At 61.4% G+C, this 24,978-nt stretch carries 26 protein-coding genes, 1 tRNA gene and 1 pseudogene; 21 read left to right on the top strand and 7 right to left on the bottom strand.

Annotated features, from left to right (window positions below; all coding sequences use genetic code 11):
• Position 1 precedes the first annotated feature (1 nt).
• A complete protein-coding gene (locus ACFY9W_RS05970) occupies positions 2–208 on the top strand; it encodes a SlyX family protein (RefSeq protein ID WP_391127074.1) in 207 nt (68 codons plus the stop codon).
• A gap of 60 nt (positions 209–268) precedes the next feature.
• Here the strand turns inward: ACFY9W_RS05970 and ACFY9W_RS05965 are convergent, their stop codons facing one another.
• Positions 269–862, bottom strand: a complete 594-nt coding sequence (locus tag ACFY9W_RS05965; RefSeq protein WP_391127071.1) for a cold shock domain-containing protein membrane protein — start codon at positions 860–862, stop codon at positions 269–271.
• 281 nt (positions 863–1,143) lie between these two features.
• Between ACFY9W_RS05965 and ACFY9W_RS05960 the strand changes: the two genes are divergently transcribed.
• The 18 genes from ACFY9W_RS05960 (at position 1,144) to ACFY9W_RS05875 (ending at position 14,821) form a co-directional block, all read left to right on the top strand.
• Entirely contained in the window at positions 1,144–1,617 is a 474-nt protein-coding gene (locus ACFY9W_RS05960; RefSeq protein WP_003254783.1) for a Dps family protein, read from the top strand.
• Positions 1,618–1,842: 225 nt separating this feature from the next.
• On the top strand, positions 1,843–2,172 hold the full coding sequence (locus tag ACFY9W_RS05955) for a ribbon-helix-helix domain-containing protein (RefSeq protein WP_391127068.1): 330 nt from the start codon (positions 1,843–1,845) through the stop codon (positions 2,170–2,172).
• A gap of 92 nt (positions 2,173–2,264) precedes the next feature.
• Complete coding sequence (locus ACFY9W_RS05950) at positions 2,265–2,486, top strand: FmdB family zinc ribbon protein (RefSeq protein WP_003254776.1); 222 nt, start codon at positions 2,265–2,267, stop codon at positions 2,484–2,486.
• A gap of 93 nt (positions 2,487–2,579) precedes the next feature.
• Complete coding sequence (aspS, locus tag ACFY9W_RS05945; RefSeq protein WP_391127064.1) at positions 2,580–4,355, top strand: aspartate--tRNA ligase; 1,776 nt, start codon at positions 2,580–2,582, stop codon at positions 4,353–4,355.
• A 114-nt stretch (positions 4,356–4,469) separates the two neighbouring features.
• Positions 4,470–5,216 (top strand): YebC/PmpR family DNA-binding transcriptional regulator, encoded by a 747-nt coding sequence (locus tag ACFY9W_RS05940; RefSeq protein ID WP_391127062.1) that lies wholly within the window; start codon positions 4,470–4,472, stop codon positions 5,214–5,216.
• A gap of 140 nt (positions 5,217–5,356) precedes the next feature.
• Entirely contained in the window at positions 5,357–5,881 is a 525-nt protein-coding gene (gene ruvC / locus ACFY9W_RS05935; protein ID WP_029888028.1) for a crossover junction endodeoxyribonuclease RuvC, read from the top strand.
• Positions 5,882–5,990: 109 nt separating this feature from the next.
• Positions 5,991–6,608, top strand: a complete 618-nt coding sequence (ruvA, locus tag ACFY9W_RS05930) for a Holliday junction branch migration protein RuvA (RefSeq protein WP_391127058.1) — start codon at positions 5,991–5,993, stop codon at positions 6,606–6,608.
• Positions 6,605–7,651, top strand: coding sequence for a Holliday junction branch migration DNA helicase RuvB (ruvB, locus tag ACFY9W_RS05925; RefSeq protein WP_391127055.1), 1,047 nt, complete (start codon positions 6,605–6,607; stop codon positions 7,649–7,651). The genes ruvA and ruvB overlap by 4 nt, the downstream gene beginning before the upstream one ends.
• A 125-nt stretch (positions 7,652–7,776) precedes the next feature.
• Complete coding sequence (ybgC, locus tag ACFY9W_RS05920; protein WP_391127052.1) at positions 7,777–8,229, top strand: tol-pal system-associated acyl-CoA thioesterase; 453 nt, start codon at positions 7,777–7,779, stop codon at positions 8,227–8,229.
• 2 nt (positions 8,230–8,231) lie between these two features.
• A complete protein-coding gene (gene tolQ / locus ACFY9W_RS05915) occupies positions 8,232–8,927 on the top strand; it encodes a protein TolQ (RefSeq protein ID WP_010952367.1) in 696 nt (231 codons plus the stop codon).
• Positions 8,928–8,941: 14 nt separating this feature from the next.
• Positions 8,942–9,394, top strand: a complete 453-nt coding sequence (gene tolR, locus ACFY9W_RS05910; protein WP_008090221.1) for a protein TolR — start codon at positions 8,942–8,944, stop codon at positions 9,392–9,394.
• On the top strand, positions 9,394–10,512 hold the full coding sequence (gene tolA, locus ACFY9W_RS05905) for a cell envelope integrity protein TolA (RefSeq protein WP_391127047.1): 1,119 nt from the start codon (positions 9,394–9,396) through the stop codon (positions 10,510–10,512). Before tolR ends, tolA begins: the two co-directional genes overlap by 1 nt.
• 26 nt (positions 10,513–10,538) lie before the next feature.
• Positions 10,539–11,810: a Tol-Pal system beta propeller repeat protein TolB gene (gene tolB / locus ACFY9W_RS05900; protein WP_391127218.1), complete on the top strand. Its 1,272-nt coding sequence runs from the start codon at positions 10,539–10,541 to the stop codon at positions 11,808–11,810.
• A 54-nt stretch (positions 11,811–11,864) separates the two neighbouring features.
• Positions 11,865–12,365: a peptidoglycan-associated lipoprotein Pal gene (gene pal, locus ACFY9W_RS05895; protein ID WP_003254755.1), complete on the top strand. Its 501-nt coding sequence runs from the start codon at positions 11,865–11,867 to the stop codon at positions 12,363–12,365.
• Positions 12,366–12,371: 6 nt separating this feature from the next.
• On the top strand, positions 12,372–13,178 hold the full coding sequence (gene ybgF / locus ACFY9W_RS05890) for a tol-pal system protein YbgF (RefSeq protein ID WP_110743807.1): 807 nt from the start codon (positions 12,372–12,374) through the stop codon (positions 13,176–13,178).
• Between the two features lie 168 nt (positions 13,179–13,346).
• Complete coding sequence (queE, locus tag ACFY9W_RS05885) at positions 13,347–13,994, top strand: 7-carboxy-7-deazaguanine synthase QueE (RefSeq protein WP_391127041.1); 648 nt, start codon at positions 13,347–13,349, stop codon at positions 13,992–13,994.
• Positions 13,995–14,011: 17 nt separating this feature from the next.
• Positions 14,012–14,686 (top strand): 7-cyano-7-deazaguanine synthase QueC, encoded by a 675-nt coding sequence (gene queC / locus ACFY9W_RS05880; RefSeq protein WP_391127038.1) that lies wholly within the window; start codon positions 14,012–14,014, stop codon positions 14,684–14,686.
• A gap of 59 nt (positions 14,687–14,745) precedes the next feature.
• A tRNA-Lys gene (locus ACFY9W_RS05875) sits at positions 14,746–14,821 on the top strand.
• Positions 14,822–14,895: 74 nt separating this feature from the next.
• On the opposite strand, the gene ACFY9W_RS05870 is transcribed toward ACFY9W_RS05875, so the two are convergent.
• The 5 genes and pseudogenes from ACFY9W_RS05870 to ACFY9W_RS05850 form a co-directional block, all read right to left on the bottom strand.
• Positions 14,896–15,369 (bottom strand): OsmC family protein, encoded by a 474-nt coding sequence (locus ACFY9W_RS05870; RefSeq protein WP_391127035.1) that lies wholly within the window; start codon positions 15,367–15,369, stop codon positions 14,896–14,898.
• Positions 15,370–15,443: 74 nt separating this feature from the next.
• Positions 15,444–16,403 (bottom strand): cation transporter, encoded by a 960-nt coding sequence (locus ACFY9W_RS05865; protein WP_391127032.1) that lies wholly within the window; start codon positions 16,401–16,403, stop codon positions 15,444–15,446.
• A gap of 151 nt (positions 16,404–16,554) precedes the next feature.
• Entirely contained in the window at positions 16,555–17,310 is a 756-nt protein-coding gene (locus tag ACFY9W_RS05860) for a methyl-accepting chemotaxis protein (protein ID WP_391127215.1), read from the bottom strand.
• Between the two features lie 102 nt (positions 17,311–17,412).
• A pseudogene (locus ACFY9W_RS05855) lies at positions 17,413–18,402 on the bottom strand (HAMP domain-containing protein); the annotation flags it as partial.
• Positions 18,403–18,687: 285 nt separating this feature from the next.
• Positions 18,688–20,040, bottom strand: coding sequence for an amino acid permease (locus ACFY9W_RS05850; RefSeq protein ID WP_391127029.1), 1,353 nt, complete (start codon positions 20,038–20,040; stop codon positions 18,688–18,690).
• A 444-nt stretch (positions 20,041–20,484) separates the two neighbouring features.
• Here ACFY9W_RS05850 and ACFY9W_RS05845 point away from each other — a divergent pair, with 444 nt between their 5' ends.
• Positions 20,485–21,993, top strand: a complete 1,509-nt coding sequence (locus ACFY9W_RS05845) for a DUF945 family protein (protein WP_391127026.1) — start codon at positions 20,485–20,487, stop codon at positions 21,991–21,993.
• Positions 21,994–22,286: 293 nt separating this feature from the next.
• Positions 22,287–23,345, top strand: a complete 1,059-nt coding sequence (gene nadA / locus ACFY9W_RS05840) for a quinolinate synthase NadA (protein WP_391127023.1) — start codon at positions 22,287–22,289, stop codon at positions 23,343–23,345.
• A gap of 108 nt (positions 23,346–23,453) precedes the next feature.
• On the opposite strand, the gene ACFY9W_RS05835 is transcribed toward nadA, so the two are convergent.
• Positions 23,454–24,890 (bottom strand): M48 family metalloprotease, encoded by a 1,437-nt coding sequence (locus ACFY9W_RS05835; protein ID WP_391127021.1) that lies wholly within the window; start codon positions 24,888–24,890, stop codon positions 23,454–23,456.
• Positions 24,891–24,978: the final 88 nt, after the last annotated feature.

Here is a 24,978-nt window from a genome sequence, read left to right as displayed (position 1 = left end):
CATGTCGCTGGAATTGCGTATTGTCGAACTGGAAACCCGCCAGGCGTTCCAGGATGACACCCTTCAGGCGTTGAATGACGTGGTGTTCGAGCAGGCGCGGGTGATCGAGCGGCTGCAATCGCAGATGGCCGAGCTGATCAAGCGTTATGAAGAGATGGTTGGCCAGTACGGCAGCGAAGGGGAAGAGGCGCCACCGCCTCATTATTGACGGGTTGCAAGGGCCTATTCACCGGCATGCCGGTGAATAGGCCCTTGGGTGGTGCGGCAATCAGCGGCGGGCTACCGCAACTACATCTTCAGCTTGCAGGCCCTTGTCGCGGTGCATCACCGAAAACTCCACGCGCTGGCCTTCGACCAGAATGCGATGGCCTTCGCCGCGGATGGCGCGAAAGTGCACGAAGATGTCATCGCCCGAATCGCGGGAGATAAAACCAAAGCCTTTCGAGGTGTTGAACCACTTGACGGTGCCGGTATCACGGTTGACGCCATCTTGCGTCGTGTGCTGGCTGTTGCGAGCCTTGCGCGGTGTGCGGGCAAAGCCCACGGCCAGGTGCAGGGCCACGGCCAGTGCTGCGCAGACCAGCGCAGCAAGGTTGCCCATTTCCGGGCGGGCCAGCAGCGTCAGGGTTTGCAGTACCACTGCCACTACCAGCAAGGCGCAGGCAAGGTGCTGCAATTGCTGCCGTGCACCGCGGTAGTACAGTGGCACAACGGGGGCGAGGACCAGGTTGAGCAGGCCGAGCAGGGCCAGGTAAACCGCATCAGGTTGTTGCAGGAAGGGTGTCGCATCGGTTTTCAGGCTGGGTATGAGCGATAGCAGCAAGGCTGCCACGCCCGTCACCAGATGGACGATCTTGAACATGGGGTTGGCTCACAGTTGATAAGGCCGATCACAGGAAGAGCTGGCAGCACGGTGCGCATGAGGTGTAGAGCGCGAACACGTGGCAGGCCAGCCTATGCACCCGGCAATGACAGTCCGCACGGGTGGCACGGTGCCTATTTAACAGTAAAGCCGCAGGCTACTCAAACTGCAGGCTGCCCGCCGGGCGATGTGTTGCGCCATGTCACAGGCGATGCAGGTCAAGTGTTGCTACAGTGGTCGGCGTCCGCTTGAGTCTCAAGCCTTATGGAAAGGGGAACTTCATGGCAATCGATATCGGTATCAGTGAAGAAGATCGCAAGTCCATCGTCGATGGGTTGTCCCGCCTGTTATCGGATACCTACGTGCTGTATCTGAAAACCCATAACTTCCACTGGAACGTCACCGGTCCGTCGTTCCGCACCCTGCACCTGATGTTCGAGGAGCAGTACAACGAGTTGGCGCTGGCGGTCGATTCGATTGCCGAGCGCATCCGTGCCCTGGGCTTCCCGGCGCCGGGGTCGTATGCATTCTATGCGCGGCACTCCTCGATCAAGGAGGAGGAGGGCGTGCCCCCGGCTGACGAGATGATCCGCCAGCTGGTACAGGGCCAGGAGGCCGTGGTGCGTACCGCGCGCAGCATCTTCCCGGTGGTGGACAAGGTCAGTGACGAACCGACCGCCGACCTGCTGACCCAGCGCATGCAGGTGCACGAAAAAACTGCGTGGATGTTGCGGGTGCTGCTCGACGGCAAGTAAGCACCAAAAGCTGTCACATAACCCTGTGGGAGCGGGCGCGCCCGCGAACACCGGCAAGGCCGGCGCCATGCACCGCGTCGCCGGCTTCGCGGGCATGCCCGCTCCCACAGGGTTCGCGCTACGTTCAAGAGTTGGTTTTTGAACAGGAAAATTTTGCCGCTGCTTTAACCTCGCCCATCAGCGCTTCATAGCTCGTCTGTTACCGGTGACGAGGAAGTAGGGCGCATGATGCAAGCGAGCAAGCGTGTGGCTGGCCAGGGCAGTTGGCCAGGAAAACAGTGTGTTGATCCGTTCAAGGCGGATTTCGACATGTTGCAGATCCAGCCGGTGTCGCGCTCGGTGCGGCTCAACGGGTTTTCCACCTGCCTGCGCCTGGAGGCCGTCTACTGGGGTATCCTGGAGCGAATCGCCGCCGCCAACCGCTGTTCGGTCAGTGCCGTATTGTCCTACGTGGACCGCGAGGTGCACCTGCGTCAGGGTGGGGTTCGCAACTTCAGTGGGCTGATCCGGGTCATTTGTGTGGCCTGGCTGCAAAACCCGCCAAGTGCGCGCTGATCGCCGGGCGGGCTGCGCAGTGCTTGTTAACCATATATAATCCCGCTTTTTGCTGCCCCGGCAGCCAGCGTTATGGTTGACGAGAGACACCCATGCCCCTTTATGACTATCAATGTGCGTCCTGCGAGCATCGCATGGAAGTGCTGCAGAAGATCAGCGCCGCGCCGCTGACCGATTGCCCGGCCTGCCAGGCGCCCGCGCTGAAGAAGCTGCTGTCGGTGCCGGGCTTTCGCCTGAGCGGTAATGGTTGGTACGAAACCGACTTCAAGACCGGGGCGAAAAAGAATCTGGCAGGCGGCGACAAGGCCGACTGAGTTGAATGCTGTGACCGGGTCTTGCAGTATTAGCCCTCCGGGCGGCCAAGGCCTCCACCGAATACACGAATCACGAGAAGCGAAACCACCATCATGATGCGCAGCCATTATTGCGGCCAACTGAACGAGAGCCTGGACGGCCAGGAAGTCACCCTTTGCGGCTGGGTCCATCGTCGCCGCGACCACGGCGGGGTGATCTTCCTCGACATCCGTGACCGCGAAGGCATGGCCCAGGTCGTGTTCGACCCGGATCGCGCCGAAACCTTCGCCGCCGCCGACCGCGTGCGTAGCGAATACGTCGTGCAGGTCACCGGCAAGGTGCGCAAGCGCCCGGACGGTGCGGTGAATGCCAACATGGCCTCCGGCGCCATCGAGATCCTCGGCTACCAACTGACCGTGCTCAATGAAGCAGAAACCCCGCCGTTCCCGCTGAACGAGTACTCCGACGTTGGCGAGGAAACCCGCCTGCGCTATCGCTTCATCGACCTGCGTCGCCCAGAAATGGCCGAAAAGCTGCGCCTGCGTTCGCGCATCACCAGCAGCATTCGTCGCTTCATGGACGACAACGGCTTCCTCGACGTCGAAACCCCGATCCTCACCCGCGCCACTCCGGAAGGCGCGCGTGACTATCTGGTGCCAAGCCGTACCCACGCTGGCAGCTTCTTCGCACTGCCGCAGTCGCCGCAGCTGTTCAAGCAGCTGCTGATGGTTGCCGGTTTCGACCGCTACTACCAGATCGCCAAGTGCTTCCGTGACGAAGACCTGCGTGCTGATCGCCAGCCGGAATTCACCCAGATCGACATCGAGACCAGCTTCCTCGATGAAAGCGAGATCATGGGCTTGACCGAAAGCATGATCCGCAAGCTGTTCAAGGAAGTGCTGGACCTGGAATTCGGCGAATTCCCGCACATGACCTTCGAAGAAGCCATGCGCCGCTACGGTTCCGACAAGCCGGACCTGCGTAACCCGCTGGAACTGGTCGACGTTGCCGATCAGCTGAAGGATGTCGACTTCAAGGTATTCGCCGGCCCCGCCAACGATCCGAAGTGCCGCGTTACTGCCCTGCGTGTGCCAGGCGCTGCCAGCATGCCGCGCAGCAAGATCGACGAGTACACCAAGTTCGTTGGCATCTACGGTGCCAAGGGCCTGGCGTACATCAAGGTCAACGAGCGCGCCAAGGGCGTCGAAGGCCTGCAGTCGCCGATCGTCAAGAACATCCCTGAAGCCAACCTGAACGTGATCCTGGATCGCGTTGGCGCGGTAGATGGCGACATCGTCTTCTTCGGTGCCGACAAGTTCAAGGTCGTCAGCGAGGCCCTGGGTGCTCTGCGCATCAAGGTCGGCAACGACTTCAACCTGCACACCTGCGAGTGGGCACCGATGTGGGTTGTCGACTTCCCGATGTTCGAAGAGAACGAAGACGGCAGCTTCACTGCACTGCACCACCCGTTCACCGCGCCAAAGTGCACCCCGCAAGAGCTGGAGGCCAACCCGGCCACAGCCCTGTCCCGTGCCTACGACATGGTGCTGAACGGTACCGAGCTGGGTGGCGGTTCGATCCGTATCCACCGCAAAGAGATGCAACAGGCGGTCTTCCGCCTGCTGGGTATCGAGGCAGAAGAACAGGAAGAGAAGTTCGGCTTCCTGCTCGACGCCCTGAAGTTCGGCGCACCGCCACACGGTGGCCTGGCCTTCGGCCTGGACCGCCTGGTCATGCTGATGACCGGTGCCCAGTCGATCCGTGAAGTGATCGCCTTCCCGAAAACCCAGAGCGCCGCATGCGTCATGACCCAGGCCCCAGGCCTGGTAGATGCCAAGGCCCTGCGCGAGCTGCACATCCGACTGCGCGAACAGACCAAGGTCGAGTAAGCAGTCCCCGGGCGCATCCACATGGATGCGCCTTTGCGTTTCGGCGCAGGTATTTTCCCGTCCCGCCCCGTACAGGGGCGGGGCTGTTTGTGAAACAAAGGATTCGGAGTCGTTATGGCTGGTCATTCCAAGTGGGCGAACATCAAGCACCGCAAAGAGCGCCAGGATGCCAAGAGAGGCAAGATCTTCACCAAGTGGATCCGTGAGCTGACGGTTGCTGCCAAGCAAGGTGGTGCTGACCCGGCATCCAACCCGCGCTTGCGCCTGGCACTGGACAAGGCCTTGGGTGCCAACATGAGCCGCGACATCATCGATCGCGCCGTGGCCCGCGGTGCTGGCACCAACGAAAGCGACAACGTCGAAGAGCTCAGCTACGAAGGTTACGGTCCGGGCGGCGTGGCGATCATGGTCGAAGCCATGACCGACAACCGCAACCGCACTGCTGCCGCTGTGCGTCATGCCTTCACCAAGTGTGGCGGCAACCTGGGTACCGACGGTTCGGTGGCTTACCTGTTCGAACGCAAGGGGCAGATCAGCTTTGCGCCCGGCGTTGAAGAAGACGCGTTGATGGAAGCGGCGATGGAGGCCGATGCCGACGACGTGGTGGCCAACGATGACGGTTCGTTCGATGTATTCACTTCGTTCAACAGCTTCTACGCCGTGCGTAATGCCCTGGAAGAGGCGGGGTTCAAGGCAGCAGATGCGGAAATCGTCATGCAGCCGACCACCAGCGCCGAACTCGACCTGGAGGGCGCCGAGAAGGTGCTCAAACTGATCGACATGCTCGAAGACCTGGATGACGTGCAGAACGTCTATTCCAATGCCCAGATTTCCGACGAGATCATGGAAAAACTCGGCTAAGGTTCTTCCGTTGGCCTTGAAGGCCTATTCGCGGGCAAGCCCGCTCCCACAGGTATTGCATCAGGCTCGGCTTTGATGCACTCCCTGTGGGAGCGGGCTTGCCCGCGAATAGGCCGGTACATTTTGAACATGCAGGCGCTATGACTCTGATTCTTGGTATCGACCCCGGCTCGCGCATCACCGGCTATGGCGTGGTACGCCAGACCGCCCGTGGTTGCGAGTACGTGGCGTCGGGCTGCATCCGCACCGGCAGCGGCGAGCTGCACGAGCGGTTACAGATCGTTTTTCGTGGTGTCAGTGAAATCATCACCCAGCACGGCCCCGTGACCATGGGCATCGAGCGGGTGTTCATGGCCCGCAATGCCGACTCGGCGCTCAAGCTCGGCCAGGCCCGTGGCGCGGCCATCGTTGCCGCCGCCGAAGCTGGCCTGGAAATCGCCGAGTACAGTGCCACCCAGGTCAAGCAGGCCGTCGCCGGCACCGGTGGGGCCAACAAGGAGCAGGTGATGATGATGGTCATGCACCTGCTGAAACTCACGCAAAAGCCGCAGATCGATGCCTCCGATGCACTGGCCATCGCCCTGTGTCACGCCCATACCCGTTCCAGCCTGGTGCCACATGGCCTGGCCACGGCGCGGCGACGCGGCGGGCGCTTGCGTCTGTAGGCGCTTCATGCGCTGATACACATTTTGTCCGGGTGAAGCGTTCACCCGCTGCATTTGCTGATAGGGTTGAGCGGTCTTTGACCCGCTCCCCGAGAGGAAGGATCGGAACGTGATTGGACGTTTGCGCGGCACCCTGGCGGAAAAACAGCCGCCGCACCTGATTATCGACGTCAACGGCGTGGGTTACGAACTGGAAGTTCCCATGACCACGCTGTACCGTCTGCCCAAAGTGGGCGAAACCGTCACCGTGCACACCCACCTGGTGGTGCGCGAAGACGCCCACCTGCTTTACGGCTTTGCCGAAAAGCGCGAGCGCGAGCTGTTCCGCGAGCTCATCCGCCTCAACGGCGTGGGGCCGAAGCTGGCATTGGCGCTGATGTCTGGCCTGGAGGTCGACGAACTGGTGCGCTGCGTACAGGCCCAGGACACATCGGCCCTGGTGCGCGTGCCCGGTGTCGGCAAGAAAACTGCCGAGCGCCTGCTGGTCGAGCTCAAGGACCGCTTCAAGGCCTGGGAAACCTCCCCAGCCATGTTCACCCTGGTCTCCGATGGCCCGTTGCCGGTCGCCAGCGAATCCACCGCAGAGGCTGACGCCGTCAGCGCGCTGGTCTCGCTGGGCTACAAACCGCAGGAAGCGAGCAAGGCAATTGCCGCGATCAAGGACAAGGCCGGCCTGAGCAGTGAGGAGCTGATCCGCCGCAGTCTGAAAGGGATGATTACCAAGTGATCGAAGCCGACCGCCTGATCGCCGCCAGTGGCCGCGACCGTGAAGAGGTTCAGGACCGGGCAATCCGCCCGCTGAGCCTGGACGAGTACATCGGGCAGCCGGTGGTGCGTGAACAGATGTCGCTGTTCATCCAGGCTGCCCGTGGCCGTAGCGAGTCGCTCGACCACACTTTGATCTTCGGCCCACCGGGTCTGGGCAAGACCACCCTGGCCAATATCATCGCCCATGAAATGGGCGTGTCGGTGAAGAGCACTTCGGGGCCGATTCTTGAGCGCCCCGGCGACCTGGCGGCCATGCTGACCAACCTCGAGCCGCACGACGTGCTGTTCATCGACGAAATCCACCGCCTGTCGCCGGTCGTCGAAGAGGTGCTGTACCCGGCCATGGAAGACTTCCAGCTCGACATCATGATCGGCGAAGGGCCTGCCGCCCGCTCGATCAAGCTCGACCTGCCGCCGTTTACCCTGGTCGGTGCCACCACCCGTGCCGGCATGCTCACCAACCCGTTGCGTGACCGCTTCGGTATCGTCCAGCGCCTGGAGTTCTACAGCGACAAGGACCTGGCCACCATCGTCAGCCGCTCGGCCAACATCCTGGGCCTGGTGATCGAAGACCAGGGCGCCTACGAGATTGCCCGGCGTGCCCGTGGCACGCCACGTATCGCCAACCGCCTGTTGCGCCGCGTGCGCGACTACGCCGAGGTGCGCGGCAAGGGCCAGATCACCAAGGCCGTGGCCGACATGGCGCTGAACCTGCTGGATGTCGACGAGCGCGGGTTCGACCATTCCGACCGCCGCCTGCTGCTGACCATGATCGAGAAGTTCGATGGTGGCCCGGTAGGGGTGGACAACCTGGCTGCAGCCATCAGCGAAGAGCGCCATACCATCGAGGACGTGCTTGAGCCGTACCTGATCCAGCAAGGCTATATCATGCGCACCCCGCGTGGCCGCGTGGTTACCCGGCATGCCTACCTGCACTTTGGCCTGAACGTACCCGGGCGTCTGGGGGAGGGTGGAGATTTTTCCGAAGCAGGCGATGAATGACAGATCAAAACCGGCTTTTCGTGGTCCTACCGCTGGCATGCCGAAGGTGCGCTGGCAATAAGACATTAATGAAGAAAAAACAGTTGCCACAGCGGATTGGCAAGCTGAGGAGTAAGCACTAGAGTATGCGCGCGCAAAATGGCCTGGAACCGTTCGCACACCGTTGTCGCGTCTATTACGAAGATACCGATGCCGGTGGCGTGGTGTATTACGTCAATTACCTGAAATTCATGGAGCGCGCGCGCACCGAACGCCTGCGGCAGCTGGGCTTTTCCCAGTCGCAACTGGCGCAAGACAACCTGTTGTTCGTGGTCCATTCCAGCGAAGCGCGTTATCACGCGCCGGCGCGGCTGGATGACGAACTGCGGGTCACCGCGCACGTACTTGAACTCAATCGCGCCAGCCTGCGTTTCGTACAGCAGGTCTGGCGAGAAAAGGATGAAACGCTGCTCTGCGAAGGGCAGTTCCTGGTGGCAGCCGTGCGCGCCGACACTTTCAAACCCCGAGCCATACCCCCCCAGCTACGCGACGCCTTTGCGGCGGACGGCTCGGGTAATCAATCGAATGCAGGAGAATAAGCGTGGAAGCTAACGTCGTCGACCATACCTCCATGTGGAGTCTGGTCAGCAATGCCAGCGTGGTGGTACAGCTGGTAATGCTGACCCTGGTGGCCGCCTCGGTCACTTCATGGATCATGATCTTCCAGCGCAGCACCATGCTGCGTGCCGGTCGTCGTGCGCTGGATGCCTTCGAGGAGCGCTTCTGGTCGGGTATCGACCTGTCCAAGCTGTACCGCCAGGCAGGCAGCAACCCAGACCCGGACTCAGGTGTCGAGCAGGTTTTCCGTGCCGGCTTCAAGGAGTTTTCGCGCCTGCGCCAGCAGCCAGGCGTTGACCCGGACGCCGTCATGGAAGGCGTTGGCCGTGCCATGCGCGTGGCCATTTCGCGCGAGGAAGAAAAACTCGAGCAAAGCCTGCCGTTCCTGGCCACCGTTGGTTCCACCAGCCCGTACATCGGCCTGTTCGGTACCGTGTGGGGCATCATGAACTCGTTCCGCGGCCTGGCCAGCGCCCAGCAGGCCACCCTGGCCACCGTTGCCCCGGGTATCGCCGAAGCACTGATCGCCACCGCCATTGGCCTGTTCGCCGCAATCCCGGCGGTCATCGCCTACAACCGGTTTGCCGCGCGCAGCGAAGTGCTGATCGGTCGTTACTACACCTTCGCCGACGAGTTCCAGGCGATCCTGCACCGCAAAGTGCACACCAGCGAAGAGTAATCAGGTAGAAGCCCATGGCCCGAGTTCGCCACAAACGCAAGCCCGTCGCCGAGATGAACGTGGTGCCCTACATCGATGTGATGCTGGTGCTGCTGGTCATCTTCATGGTGACGGCGCCCATGCTCAATCAGGGCGTGAAGGTCGACCTGCCCAAGGTTTCCAGCGAAGCCTTGCCGCAGGACAACAACGTCCAGATCCTCACCATTTCCATCAAGGCCGACAAGACCTATTACTGGAACCTTGGCAGCGAAGTCGATACCGACAAGCAGATGGACAAGGCCATGACCTTGCCTGACATGACCAGTGCAGTGACCAAGATCATTGCTGCCGGCCGTGACCAGGGCAAGCAGACCCAGGTGTTCATTCGTGGCGACAAGGCTGTCGACTATGGCGCGGTCATGGGTGCCATGGGCGGGTTGCAGAAGGCCGGTGTCGGTAACGTTGGCCTGATTACCGAGGCGCCCTGATGCAACAGCGAGAGCCATCCGCCTCGGAAAGCTACTTCTGGCCCAGTGTCTGGGCCATCGGCCTGCATGTGCTGGTGTTCGGCTTGCTGTTCGTCAGTTTTGCGATGACGCCTGAACTGCCGCCTTCCAAGCCGATCGTTCAGGCTACCCTGTACCAGCTCAAGTCCAAGAGCCAGGCGACCACCCAGACCAACCAGAAGATTGCCGGGGAAGCGAAGAAAACCGCGTCGCGCCAGACCGAAGTCGAGCAGCTGGAGCAGAAAAAGGTCGAGCAGGAGGCTGTGAAGGCCGCGGAACAAAAGAAAGCCGACGCTGCTCAAAAGGCCGAAGAGGCCCGCGAAGCTGCCGAAGCGAAAAAAGCCGAAGACGCTGCCAAGGCCGCAGACGCCGCCAAGGCTGCCGAGGCCAAGAAAGCCGCTGAAGCCAAGAAGGCCGACGAGGCGAAGAAGGCCGCCGAGAAACAGCAGGCCGACATCGCCAAGAAGAAGGCTGAGGAAGAAGCCAAGAAAAAAGCCGAAGAAGAGGCCAAGAAGGAGGCCGCTGAAGAGGCGAAGAAACAAGCCGCCGAGGACGCCAAGAAAAAGGCAGCCGAAGAGGCCAAGAAGAAAGCAGCCGAGGACGCCAAGAAGAAAGCGGCGGCCGAGGACGCGAAGAAGAAGGCAGCTGAAGAGGCCAAGAAAAAGGCCGCTGCAGACGCCCAGAAGAAAAAGGCACAGGAAGCGGCCCGCAAGGCGGCTGAAGACAAGAAAGCCCAGGCCCTGGCCGAGCTGTTGTCCGATACCACCGAGCGGCAGCAGGCGCTGGCCGACGAGCAGGGTGACCAGGTGGCCGGCGACTTCGACGACCTGATCCGCATGCGCGCGGCCGAGGGCTGGGCACGTCCGCCTTCCGCGCGCAAGGGCATGACGGTGGTCCTGCAGATCAACATGTTGCCGGACGGTACCATCACCAGTGTCAGCGTGGCCCGTTCCAGTGGTGACGGCCCGTACGACAGTTCGGCGGTGGCTGCGGTGAAGAACATTGGTCGTTTGACCGAGATGCAGGGTATGAAGCCGAGCGATTTCAACCAATATCGTTCGTTCAAGATGACATTTACACCTGAGGATCTAGCGTTGTGATTAAACGTCTGAGAGGACTGCTGGTCATGCTGTGCTGCGTGGCAGGCATGGCCGTAGCAGAGGAAAAGAACATCCTGGTCACCAGCGGCAGCGACCGGGCAACCCCCATCGCAGTAGTGCCGTTCGGTCTGCAGGGCGGCAGCGTGTTGCCAGAAGACATTGCCGACATCATCGGCAACGATCTGCGCAACTCCGGCTACTACTCGCCGATTCCGCGGCAGAACATGATCAGCCAGCCGTCGCAGGCCAGCGAAGTCATCTTCCGTGACTGGAAGGCGCTGGGTGCCCAGTACGTGATGGTGGGCAGCATCGTGCCGTCGGGCGGTCGCCTGCAGGTGCAGTACGCGCTGTTCAACGTCGCTACCGAGCAGCAAGTGCTGACCGGCAGCGTGGCGGGCAGCACCGACCAGCTGCGCGACATGGCGCACTACATTGCCGACCAGTCGTTCGAGAAGCTCACCGGCATCAAGGGGGCGTTCTCCACCCGTATGCTGTACGTGACGGCCGAGCGCTTCTCCACCAACAACACCCGCTACACCCTGCAGCGTTCGGACTACGACGGTGCGCGTGCGGTTACCTTGCTGCAATCGCGTGAGCCGATCCTGTCGCCGCGCTTTGCGCCAGATGGCAAGCGTATTGCCTATGTTTCGTTCGAGCAGAAGCGTCCACGCATCTTCATCCAGAACATCGATACCGGCCGCCGCGAGCAGGTGACCAACTTCGAAGGCCTGAACGGCGCACCAGCCTGGTCGCCGGACGGCTCGCGCCTGGCGTTCGTATTGTCGAAAGACGGCAACCCGGACATCTATGTGATGAACGTGGCATCGCGCCAGATCAGCCGTGTTACCGCAGGCCCGGGTATCAATACCGAGCCGTTCTGGGGTAAAGATGGCAACACCCTTTACTTCACGTCCGACCGTGGCGGCAAGCCGCAGATCTACAAGCAGTCGGTCGGTGGCGGTGGTGCCGAGCGCGTAACCTTCGTAGGTAACTACAACGCCAACCCGAAACTTTCGGCGGACGAAAAGACCCTGGTGATGATCCATCGCCAACAGGGTTTTACCAACTTCAAAGTGGCGGCACAGGACTTGCAACGCGGAAGTGTAAAGATTCTGTCTGAAACAAGTCTTGATGAGTCTCCCACTGTTGCGCCAAACGGCACCATGCTAATCTACGCCACCCGCCAGCAGGGCCGGGGAGTCTTGATGCTCGTGTCGCTTAATGGCCGCGTGAGGCTCCCACTTCCTACCGCTCAAGGCGAAGTCAGAGAACCGTCCTGGTCCCCTTACCTGAACTGATTGCGGCGTAATACGTTTTGCTTAACACACTGGGGTTTCATTAGGAGTTTCACGATGGAAATGCTGAAGTTTGGTAAATTTGCTGCGCTGGCTCTGGCCATGGCCGTAGCTGTAGGTTGCTCCTCGAAGGGCGGTGACAACGCAGGCGAAGGCGCTGCTGTAGACCCTAACGCTGGCTACGGTGCCAACACTGGCGCAGTTGACGGCTCCCTGAGCGAAGAAGCTGCCCTGCGCGCAATCACCACCTTCTACTTCGAATACGACAGCTCGGACCTGAAGCCAGAAGCCATGCGCGCTCTGGACGTTCACGCCAAGGACCTGAAAGCCAACGGCAACCGCGTTGTTCTGGAAGGTAACACCGACGAGCGCGGCACCCGCGAGTACAACATGGCTCTGGGTGAGCGTCGTGCCAAGGCCGTTCAGCGCTACCTGGTTCTGCAGGGCGTTTCCCCTGCTCAGCTGGAACTGGTTTCCTACGGCGAAGAGCGTCCAGTTGCCACCGGCAACGACGAGCAGTCCTGGGCTCAGAACCGTCGCGTAGAACTGCGTAAGTAAGTTCTTATGCGTATGTGCCGCCGTGTAGTAACCGTCCTCGCACTCAGCCTGCCGCTCGCGGCCTGGGCTGAGGTCCCTGTAGTAGATGACAACGCAGGCAGTTATCCGCCTGCGGGTTATGGCACGAGCGGCGCCTATGCCGGGTCGGGGGCTTCGGCCCCTGCCTCTGCACAGGGCCAGCTGTTCATGCAGCTGCAACAGATGCAGGACCAGCTTTCCCGCCAGCAAGGCATCATCGAAGAGCTGCAGAACGATGTGTCGCGCATGAAGCAGGAAAACCTGGAGCGATACCAGGACCTGGACCGTCGCATCAACAGTGGCGCTGCGCCTGCCGCAACCCCTGACAATTCCTCCGGTGGTGGTGCATCCAATGCCGCCCCCGATGCAGCAGCAGGTGCTGCTGCGCAACAACCGGCCGCCAGTAGCGAGCCCGGTGATCCGGCGAAAGAAAAGCTCTACTACGATGCTGCTTTCGACCTGATCAAGCAGAAAGACTTCGACAAGGCCAGCCAGGCGTTCAACGCCTTCCTGCGCAAGTACCCCAACAGCCAGTACGCCGGCAATGCCCAGTACTGGTTGGGTGAGGTGAACCTGGCCAAGGGTGACCTGCCAGGCGCCAGCCAGGCCTTTGCCCAGGTCAGCCAGAAGTATCCGAAGCACAGCAAGGTGCCTGATTCGCTGTACAAGCTGGCCGACGTCGAGCGCCGCATGGGCCACACCGACAAGGTCAAGGGCATCCTGCAGCAGGTCATTACCCAGTACCCCGGCACCTCCGCCGCGCAACTGGCACAGCGCGACTTGCAGAAGCTCTGAGCCTTGTAGCAGCACCGTTCGAAAGAAACCCGCGCCAGCCGCGGGTTTTTTCGTTAGAATCATCGCCCTTTTTTCGTAAACACGCTGCTGCGGATAACGCTATGTCGAGTCCGCGACAGTGCCTGACGGAGGCGGGCAGCCTGTTTAGCTGTCACGCCCGTGGCGAGCATGCAAGACACATTACGCATCACCGAAGTCTTTTACTCTTTGCAGGGTGAAACGCGAACGGCTGGGCTGCCCACGGTTTTCGTGCGCCTCACCGGTTGCCCCCTGCGCTGCCAGTACTGCGACAGTGCCTATGCCTTCACTGGCGGCACCATTCGTACCCTTGATTCGATCCTTGAGCAGGTTGCCGGCTTCAAGCCCCGGTACGTTTGCGTCACCGGTGGCGAGCCACTGGCCCAGCCCAACGCCTTGCCGTTGCTACAGCGGCTGTGTGACGCCGGTTACGAGGTATCACTGGAGACCAGTGGCGCACTCGATATCTCTGGCACCGACACCCGTGTCAGCCGCGTGGTCGACCTGAAGACTCCGGGCTCCGAAGAGTCGCACCGTAACCGTTACGAGAACATCGAGCACCTGACCCGCAACGACCAGGTCAAGTTTGTCATCTGTTCCCGTGAGGACTACGACTGGGCCGTATCCAAGCTGATCCAGTACAACCTGGCCGAGCGTGCCGGCGAGGTGTTGTTCTCGCCTAGCCACCATCAGGTAAATGCCAGTGACCTGGCGGACTGGATCATTGCCGACAACCTGCCTGTGCGTTTCCAGCTGCAGCTGCACAAGCTGTTGTGGAACGACGAACCCGGACGCTGATTGAGGAGCAAGCACACATGACAGAAAAACGCGCAGTAATCCTGTTGTCCGGTGGCCTGGACTCGGCCACCGTGGTTGCCATGGCCAAGGCCCAAGGCTACAGCTGCTACACCATGAGCTTCGACTATGGCCAGCGCCATCGTGCCGAACTGAATGCTGCCGCCCGCGTTGCCCGTGACCTGGGCGTAGTCGAGCACAAGGTGATCGGCCTGAACCTCGACGGCATTGGCGGCTCGGCGTTGACCGACAGCAGCATTGACGTGCCAGAAGCCCCAAGTGAAGGCATACCGGTCACCTACGTGCCGGCGCGTAATACCGTATTCTTGTCCTTGGCCCTGGGTTGGGCAGAAGTGCTGGAGGCGCGGGACATCTTCATTGGTGTGAACGCCGTGGACTACTCAGGCTACCCGGATTGCCGCCCCGAGTTCGTCGAATCCTTCGAGCGCGTGGCCAACCTGGCGACCAAGGCGGGTGTTGAAGGGCAGGGTTTCCGCATCCAGGCACCCCTGCAGAACATGAGCAAGGCGCAGATCGTGCAGGCCGGCATGGCCCGTGGCGTGGATTACAGCCTCACGGTTTCCTGCTACCAGGCCGACGATGACGGCCGTGCCTGTGGCAAGTGCGACAGCTGCCGCCTGCGCGCCGACGGCTTCAAGGCGGCCGGTGTAGAAGACCCGACGCGGTATTATTGAAAATTTTTGATGGGCTATTGATTTTTCGTTAGAAATCAGTATTATACGCGCCATCAAATGGGTCGTTAGCTCAGTTGGTAGAGCAGTTGGCTTTTAACCAATTGGTCGTAGGTTCGAATCCTACACGACCCACCATATGCAGTACGTCAAAGCCCGCGACCAGCAATGGTCGCGGGCTTTTTCGTTGTGTGCCCTATGCGATGGTGGCATCACCGCTGGTGCTCTACAACCGCGTCACATAGCACTGGGAAATTTACCGAGTTGGCAATGAAGCATTCATGGTGGGCCTGCTCGTGTAGGCGCATGGCAAGGTCGATGTCCGACCCGCTTGCTACGACGACTCTTGGGCACAAGGTCACCTGCCTGAAATGCCCCTTGCGCTGATTGTCGCCCTCAGACATAAAACCCAGCGGCTGATCGACATACTCCAGCACGTTCACGTCATTGACCGCACACAGGTGCAAGTACCACAGCTTATGGCAGGCCGAGAGCGAAGCGACCAGTAGATCCTCAGGGTTCCAGCGCGAGGAATCGCCGCGAAACGCGGGGTCCGCAGAGCCGGCAATGGGGCGTTTGTTGCCTGCTGTTATATCGAAATCGCGTTGGTAGGACGTGTAATGGGTTGTTCCTTCACCGCTGTTGCCGACCCAGTTCACGGTAACGCTATAGGTATGTTCCTTCATATTTGATCCTTTGTAGCCAATTCGGCAGTGCCGAAGTCCACGCTTTGCGGATTTTAATTAGTTCTACTGAAGGTCTATTCAGCCCATTCAGTATCCCCGGTAAACACCACAGTAATCCAGCGGTCCGGCCCTTCACCCCCAACGGCATCGCCCACTTCGTTACGCAGCGCGTCCCACTCATCGATTGTTTTCGCCCCCATGTCTGGTGGCACGATGAAATACAATTCGATCTCCCGTGAGCGTCCTACCTTGGCCACGTAAGCCCGATACGACTGCAAACCGTGCTTGCTGACGAACGCCTTTGCCACGTCATCTACGTGTTCCTTCAGGTCACCCGGCGTGACCAGGAATATTTCCGACAGTGCCTGGCGCACCACCGACATCGGCAGAGGCACGATTACCAGGCAGACCAGTGCCAGTACCGCAGGGTCGATGTACGGCGATACCCACTCCAGTGATGTGCCCTGCACCGCGTAACCAAAGCAGAACGCGATCAGCAGTGCAGCGGTGATGCTGGCCGACATCACCCAGCCCTTGACGTCCATGCGCACGAAATCCGAGCCCAGCTTGCGGTTGGCGCGGGCTTCGACGATAGCGATGGTGACGCAAGCGATCACGGTGAGTACGGCATAGACCATGGCAATGCCGAACTCCAGGTGACGGCCGCCTTGCAGCAGGCTGCTGACCGCGTTGATCAGCGCATAGATGGCCACGCCGCTGAGCAGGATGCCATTGAGCGCCAGTACCATGGGTTCCAGGTGCCAGAAACCCATGGTGAAACGCTCACGTAGTTTGCGTGACATCTGCACGCTGGTGGTGTGCGAGGTAATCAGCTTGACCACCACCAGCGACAGCCCGCTCATGCTGGCGTCGACCAGTGAGTACACGCCGTCGAACATGATGGAAAACGAGCCAGAGGCGATGCCAAAGGCGATGCCGATGGTGGCGATGAACAGGGTGACGGCGATTGAGGTGCGTAACAGGCCCTGTTCGCTGGTGATGTCGAAGAAGGTGGATCTGTTTGGGTTGTGCATGGGTTGTGCTCAGAATTAACAATGGTGCGGTGCCTTTGAGGGCCTCTTCGCGGGCTTGCCCGCTCCCACAGGTATGGCGCCACCCTGAAGGGCAGTGCAGTTCCTGTGGGAGCGGGCAAGCCCGCGAAGCAGGCGCATTGGCCCTTACAGGCTAGACGCGAAACTGCTCCATCAGCGCCTGCTGCTGGTTGGCCAGCCGGTTCAAGGCCAGGCTGATGCGTGCCGACTCATCCGCCTGGCCCGCCAGCGACTCGGTGACATCACGAATTCCTGCCACATTGCGATTCACTTCCTCGGCCACTGCGCTCTGTTCTTCCGCCGCCGAGGCAATCTGCAGGTTCATGTCGCTGATCACGGTCACCGCTTCGCCAATACGCTGCAGGGCTGGCAGCGCCTGTTCCATACGTGCCGCGCTGTCCTGAGCCTGGCGCTGGCTTTCGTGCATCGCGCCCACCACATCCTGGGTGCCTTGCTGCAGGCCTTCGATGACCTGGCGGATTTCCTCCACCGACACCTGCGTGCGCTGCGCCAGCCCACGTACTTCATCGGCGACCACGGCAAAACCGCGCCCGGCCTCGCCAGCGCGGGCGGCTTCGATGGCGGCATTGAGCGCCAGCAGGTTGGTCTGCTCGGCGATGGTACGAATCACTTCCAGCACCGAGCCGATCTGCCCGCTGCGTCCTTCCAGTGCACGCGCCTCGTCCATGGCGGTGTTCATGCCGGCTGCCAGGCGGTCGATGCCCTGGCGGGTGCTGTCGATCAGTTGCAGGCCTTCGCGGCTGGCCTGGTCGGCGGCGCGTGCGGCCTGGGCGGCCTGCGAGGCGTTGTGGGCTACATCCAGGGCGGTGGCGCTCATTTCGTTGGCCGCAGTGGCTACTTGCTCGATTTCGCGGTGCTGCTGCTGCATGCCACTGCTGGTCTGGCTAGCGATGGCGGCTGACTGGTCGGCAGTGCTGCGGGCTTCCTGCAGCGAGCCTTTGACTTGGGCAATGATCGGCTGCAGCTTGTCGAGGAAGCGGTTGAACCACCCCGTGAGCTGGCCCAGTTCGTCCTCGCGGGCGTAGTCCAGGCGGCGGGTAAGGTCGCCTTCACCGCTGGCGATGTCTTCCAGGCGTGCGGCCACGGCCAGGATGGGGCGGGTAACACCACGTGCGGTCAGCCACACCAGCAGCAAACCCACCACTGCGGCGCCCAGGCCGATCAACAAGCTGGTGAGATTGGCACGCTGGTTGTGCGCGTCCAGGCGCTGGTTGAGGGCCACGGCCGGCTCCTGCAGCACGCTTTCAGGTAGCTCAAGTAATACCTGCCAGGGAGCGGCGTCCGGGATTGGTGTAAAGGGGTGGGCCACTCGCAACAGGCCGTCGGCTACCGCCTTGTCCATTGGCTTGCCAAGCGTGCCGGCGTCGCGGCTGTTGCCAGCCAGCAGGCCGGCGGCGCTGGCAATACTCACCTGGCCCTGGCCGTCGAACAGCTCGCGGCGGCCGTCCACGCTCAGTTGCTGCAGGTTGGCCAGGCCGATGTCCAGGCCAACAACGCCCACTACCTTGCCGTGCTCGAGCAGTGGCACGGCAATGCTGGTCATCAGCACCTGGCGGCCGTTGACCTCGTCCAGGTACGGTTCGAGCATGCAGGTTCTGGCCGTGTCCTGCGGGCAGGTCAGCCAGCGGTTTTTCGCCGCGCCGTTGCTGCCGATGCTGGCGTCACCGAGCATCGATTCCGGCATGGCCTCAAGCTCCAGTGTGCCGGGGCTTGGCTGCGACCAATACAGCGAGAAGCGCCCACTTTCGTTGCTGCCAGCGGCATCCTGGCCGATGAACTGGCTGTCCTGCTGGTCCAGGGCGTTGGGCTGGAACACCAGGTACAAGCCGATCACATCCGGGTTGCCGGCCAGGCTGGCACGGGCCTGGCGGGTCAGTTCGGCGCGCAGGTCGCTGCCGCCACGAGCCTTGAGCACCTGCACCAGGCGGGCAAAGCCATTGCCGTACTGGTAGGCGTCCATGAAGTAACGCTGGATTCGCAGGGCCTGGGTTTCGGCGTGGGCCTGCAGGCGATGGCGTGCGCTGGTGTCGAGCATGGCGGTGTTGGCCTGGTTGACCAGCGCAGCGCTGCGCTGCGCTTGGGCCAACGACGTGGCCACCAGCAAGGCGACGATGGCCAGCAGGCACAGGCCGGCGAGCAGGGTGATCTTCCACTGGATGGAGAGGCGACGCAGCGGCATGAGGGCATTCCTTTTCGAACAAGTACAACGCCCGCGGTCAGGCGCGGGCGTTGTTGGCAGCGTGGGTCATTCGGCGACGTAGTTGGGTGGTGCTGCCCGGAAGGCTTTGGTCAGCCAGCCCAGGTAGACCAACCCGAGCGCAGCCCAGATGCCGCCAAACATCAGCGAGTGTGCGTTCAGGTCCAGCCACAGCGAGACAATGATGCAGAAGCCGATGGTAGGCAGCACCAGGTACTTCAGCTGGTTGGCCAGGCCTTTGCGGTTGCCTTCGCGCAGGTAGCAGTGGTTGATCACCGACAGGTTGACGAAGCTGAAGGCGACCAGGGCGCCGAAGTTGATGATCGAAGTGGCGGTCACCAGGTCGAAGAAGATCGCTGACAGCGAGATCAGCCCAACTACCGCAATGTTCAGCACCGGTGTCTTGTAGCGCGAATGCAGGCGGGCGAAGACACCGGCCGGTATCACGTTGTCGCGGCCCATCACGTACAGCAGGCGCGACACGCTGGTTTGCGAGGCCAGGCCCGAGGCGATGGTATTGATCACGGTGCAGGCGATGAAGATTGACTGGAACAGCTTGCCACCGACGTACAGGGCAATTTCCGGCAGGGCCGCTTCGTGGTCATGGAAGCGCGCCATGGTCGGGAAGTAGGCCTGGATGAAGTACGACACGGTGATGAACACCACGCCCCCGATCAGCGCGGTCAGGAAGATCGCCTTGGGGATGGTCTTGGCCGGGTCGCGGGTTTCTTCGGACAGGCAGGTAACCGCGTCGAAGCCCAGGAACGAGAAGCACAGGATGGTTGCCCCGGCGGCCAGTGCGCTGAACTGGGTCTGGCCGTCGGCGAACGGCAGCAGGCTCCAGGTAGTGCCCAGCCCTTCACCCTGGCCCAGGCCGCGTACGCACAGGTAGATGAACACGGCGATGATTGCCACCTGCACGCCCACGAACAGCAGGTTGAAGTGTGCCACCAGGTTTACGCTGCGCATGTTGATCAGGCTGATCAAGGTGACGAAACCGACCACCCAGATCCACTCCGGTACTTCGGGGAACATGGCCGAGAGGTACAGCTTGGCCAGCAACGCGTTGACCATCGGCAGCAGCAGGTAGTCCAGCAACGATGACCAGCCAACCAGGAAGCCAACGTGCGGGTTGATCGCACGTTGGGTGTAGGTGTACGCCGAGCCCGACTGCGGGAAGCGTTTTACCAGGGTGCCGTAGCTCACGGCGGTGAACAGGATGCCGACCAGCGCCAGGATGTAGGCGCTGGGCACATGGCCGGCAGTGATCCCGCTGACGATGCCGAAGGTATCGAACACGGTCATCGGGGTCAGGTAAGCCAGGCCGATGATAATCACATGCCAGAGGCGCAGGGTTTTACGGAGTTGGCCGTTGCCGGTTGCGCTGTGGTCAGGCTGCATGCTGGCATGGCTCCTGCGGCTGGGCGTAAACGTCGGGCACGGTGTATTGCGCATGCGGCAAGGGCGAGCGGGTGGGCTCCATGTTGTTCACCTTTTTTGTAGGAGCGGCGGAAGGCGCGTGGGGGGACGCGCAAAGTGGTGAAAATAAAAAACGATGGGTAGGTTGGTGTCAAGTTAAACATGACAAGATGTTGCTGAATTGAAATATTTATCGATTTAAACGGAGATATGTTCGGTTTTTGCGCGTTTTTGTGCGGTTATGATCAATTTGAATGTTCGTAAAAATTAACAAATAGTCACTCGTCAACAGGGTTGTCAGGCCCTTCCGAAAAAGTGTTTTTTCGCGTTTCGGGCTGACCTTCGTTTACTGTCGCAGTGGTACTCTTCGCTTTCTGCGTAGCCTTTTGCTGCCCAGGCAGCCCTTACGGACTAACGGTTCTATTCATGAAGAAATCAGTAGGCATCCTTTCCGGCCTGGCTATCGCCATTGCCGTCGTAACCACCGCTGGCGCCTGGTACACCGGCAAGCAGTTGCCTGCCGAGCTGGACCATGCCCTTGAGCGCAGCAACGCGGAGCTCAAGAAGGCCCTGGTGACCACCGGCGGCAGCATGAGCATCGAGCGGGTGTCGCTGGAGCAGCATTTCTTCAGCAGTACCGCCCAGTACCGGCTCAAGGCCCGTGACATCAACGTGGGTGAAGGTGAGGTGGTGAGTTTCGACGTGGGCGTGACTGACCAGATCGAGCATGGCCCGTTCCCTTGGTCACGGGTCAAGGCGTTGAAGCTGATGCCGGTCATGGCAGTCAGCAACAGCACCCTGCAAAAGGACGATGCCACTGAGGCATGGTTTGCCGCCGCAGGCGAGCAGGCGCCTGTCAGCGCACAGACCAGCCTGGGTTACGACGGCAATGTGGTCAGCCAGGTCCGGTTGGCGCCGGTCAAGCTTGACGAGGCGGACGGCAACAGCCTCGATTTCTCGGGCATGCAACTGGAGGTCAGTGGCGACAAGGAAGGCAAGGCTTCGAAGTTCCACGGCCAGGCCGACCGTTTCGTGATGAAACTTGTGCGCGACGACCAGCCGCCAGCAACGTTCGAGCTGACCGGCCTGAAGGTGGGTGGCAACCTGGCGGCCACTGCACACGACGCCGTCTATGTAGGTAACGTCGACCTGTCCCTGGCCGAAACCAAGGTCACCCTGGGGCCGAAGCAGCAGGTGTTGCTGATCAAGGGCCTGGAGCAGAATGCGCTGCAAACCCTTGATGGCCCGGATACCGTAGGCGGTCGCGTGGACTACAAGGTCGGCGACATCACCTGGGATGGCCGTGCGGTGGGCAAGGCGCAGATGGCGATCAGTATTGCCTCGGTCAACGCACCGGCGCTGCAGGCGTTGTCGAAGTGGTACCAGGCGCATTTGCCGGAGTTTGAGGCCGCAGCTGCAGCCGGCCAGCCGGTGCCGCAGATCCAGATGAGCGACGCAGAGAAGGCCATGTTCCAGGGTGACCTGCAGAAGCTGCTGGCCGCCAAGCCCAAGGTGGCAATAGAAAACCTGTCGTTCAAGACCGCCAATGGCGAGAGCCGCTTCAACCTGTCGATGGATTTCGCTGCCCCGGCCAGCTTCGACCTGCCGCCGGACCAGTTGAGCAAGCAGCTGATCACCGAAGTGAAGAGCAAGCTGTCGCTGTCCAAGCCGATGATGGGTGACCTTGCGACGTTGCAGGCGCTGCTGGATGGCCAGACCGACGCCCAGGCGATTGCCATGCAGTCGAGCCAGGCCGGGGAAATGGTCGGCATGATGGCGCTGCAGAGTGGCATGGCTACTGTCGAAGGCAACGATGTGGTGAGCAGCCTGCACTATGCCGATGGCATGGTTGATTTCAACGGCAAGAAAATGACCGTGGAAGAGTTCGCCATGCTCATGGCCGCACACCTGGCAGCCCTGTCGCCGCAGGGTTGATTGAACCTGTACCGGCCTCTTCGCGGGCACGCCCGCTCCCACAGGTTACTCATTGCTCCTGAGGGCAGCGCCGTACCTGTGGGAGCGGGCATGCCCGCGAAGTGGCCAGTGCAGCCAACACAAAAACCACTTTAGAATTCGCTGGATTCTCTGTAGCCTTCGGCCTCCGATAATAATCCGCGCCCGCAGAGGGCCGTGGCGGCCTGCGTGCCGTCCGGCACCCTTAGCCGATCTGCCAGGGCCGGGTGATACACTCGATTTGATGCGCACACGCGCCTGCAGGTCCAGCGATCATGACCCAGATTTCCGAACGCCTGTTGGTTCAGGCTCACCTTGATGCCAAGCAGCCCAATCCGCTGACAGCCGAGCAGGAGGCCGAATACCGTGCGGCCATCGCTGCCGAGCTCAAGGCCCAGAATGCCGTGCTGGTCGCCCACTACTACTGCGACCCGGTCATCCAGGCGCTGGCTGAAGAAACCGGCGGCTGTGTGTCCGACTCGCTGGAAATGGCCCGCTTTGGCAAGAACCACCCGGCCGAAACGGTGATCGTGGCCGGTGTGCGTTTCATGGGCGAAACGGCGAAAATCCTCACGCCTGAAAAGCGCGTGCTGATGCCCACGCTGGAGGCCACGTGCTCGCTCGACCTGGGCTGCCCGGTGGAGGACTTTTCAGCCTTCTGCGACAAGCACCCTGAGCGCACCGTGGTGGTGTACGCCAACACGTCTGCTGCGGTAAAAGCCCGTGCCGACTGGGTGGTAACGTCAAGCTGCGCGCTGGAAATCGTCGAAAGCCTTATGGATAACGGCGAGACCATCATCTGGGGGCCTGACCAGCACCTGGGCCGTTACATCCAGAAGCAAACCGGCGCCGACATGCTGTTGTGGGACGGTGCCTGCATCGTTCACGAAGAGTTCAAGTCGCGCCAGCTGGCCGACATGAAGGCGCTGTACCCGGACGCCGCAATCCTGGTACACCCCGAGTCGCCGGAAGCAGTGATCGAGCTGGCGGACGCAGTGGGCTCCACCAGTCAGCTGATCAAGGCGGCGCAAACCCTGCCGAACAAAACCTTCATCGTTGCCACCGACCGCGGCATCTTCTACAAGATGCAGCAGTTGTGCCCGGACAAAGAGTTCGTCGAGGCGCCCACCGCTGGCAACGGCGCGGCGTGCCGTAGCTGCGCGCATTGCCCGTGGATGGCGATGAATACCCTGGAGCGGGTACTGCATTGCCTGCGCAATGGCGGTGATGAGATTTTCGTCGACCCGGCGCTGGTGCCCAAGGCGATCAAACCGCTGAACCGGATGCTGGACTTTACCCAGGCGGCGCGGTTGAAGCTGTCCGGTAACGCCTGACGCCAGACCGCGTCGCCTTCTTCGCGGGCATGCCCGCTCCCACAGGTACAGCGCAACGCTTGCGAGCGTGTGGTCCCTGTGGGAGCGGGCATGCCCGCGAAAGGGCCCTCAACGCCCCATCATCTCCCGAACCATGCGCTGCTGCTCCATGATCTCCCGCTGACGCTGGTCAATCTGCGACGCCAGCGGGAAGTTCCCCCCCGCCCGGCGCTTGGCGTAGTCCAGCTGCTGGATCGCCTGGTCAAAATCCCCCACCAAGGTGAAGTATTCGGCCCGCGCCCGGTGCAAGCCAATGGTATTGCCCGACAAGCCCCGCACTTCAGCCATGTCGTACCACACGTCCGGGTCGTCCGGCCGGCTCTTCACCAGCTCGTTCAACACCTTCTCCGCCTCGGCAGGCTTGTTCTGTTTCACCAGCAAATCGGCCCGCACCTGTTTCAGCGGGTAGTTACCCGGGTACAGCCCCTGCATCCGCTCAGCGCGCTGTTGCGCGTCGGCCAGGCGGTTGTTGGTGATGTCCAGGTCAATCTGCGCCAGGTTATAGGTGATGTCGTTGGGCGCCTTGGCCAGTAGCGGCTTCAGGTTCTCACGCGCCTCGTTCAGCTGGCCTCCCTTGACTTGCGCCAGGGCCAGGCCATAGCGGGCGGCGTCCAGTTTGGGGTCGTCATCGAGTTGGGTGCGAAAACGCTTGGCCGCAAGGCCTGGGGTTTCTTCGTAGATCAGGGCTACGCGAGCGCGAATCAGCTGGTAGCGATGGCTGTCCTCGATGCCGCCTTTGGGCGCCTGTTCGGCACGGTTGCGGGTGTCGGCGATACGTGATTCTGTCACCGGGTGAGTCAGCAGAAATTCCGGCGGCTTGGCGCCGTAGCGATACTGCTGCGCTAGGCGTTCAAACATGCTTGGCATGTTGCGAGGGTCGTAACCGGCCTTTTCCAGGTTTTGAATACCGATTCGGTCAGCTTCCTGTTCGTTCTGCCGCGAGAAGCGCCGCTGTTCCTGAATGGCCGCTGCCTGGGTACCGGCAATCATGCCGATACCGGCATCGCCGGCACCACCCGCTGCCAGCACGATACCGGCCAGCAACGCCGCCATCATTGGCAGTTGCATGCGCTGCTGGGCTTCTACGCCGCGGGCGAAGTGGCGTTGTGACAAGTGCGCCAGTTCGTGTGCCAGTACCGAGGCGTACTCGCCTTCGGTTCGGGCGTTGAGGAACAGCCCGCCGTTGACCCCGACAATGCCACCTGGTGCGGCGAAGGCGTTCAGCTCACGGCTGTCGATGAGGATGAACTCCAGGCGCCGGTCCTGCAGTTGGCTGGTCTCGGCCAGCTTGTACACGCTGCTTTCGACGTAGTCCTTGAGCTGTGGATCGTTCAGCTGGTTGACCTGGCCGCGCAGCAGGCTCAGCCAGGCACGGCCCAGCTGGTGTTCCTGCTGCGGTGAAACGATTGCAGAACTGGCATCACCCAGCGATGGCAGGTCGTCAGCCTGGCCGGGTAGGGCCAACAGGCAGGCCAGCGTCAGCAGGGTAGGGCGCAGTAGATTCATGCATGAAGCTCGCGTCGGTCAAAGATACCTACTGTAGCGGGCTCACACGTTGGCGACCAGTGGCGCTATCCTAGCCGACCCTGCCAGC

This window comes from Pseudomonas sp. NPDC008258 (assembly GCF_042956345.1).
Taxonomy (GTDB): Bacteria; Pseudomonadota; Gammaproteobacteria; order Pseudomonadales; family Pseudomonadaceae; genus Aquipseudomonas.
Note: the sequence above shows the minus strand (reverse complement) of the source record. Positions and strands in the feature narration are given on the sequence as shown.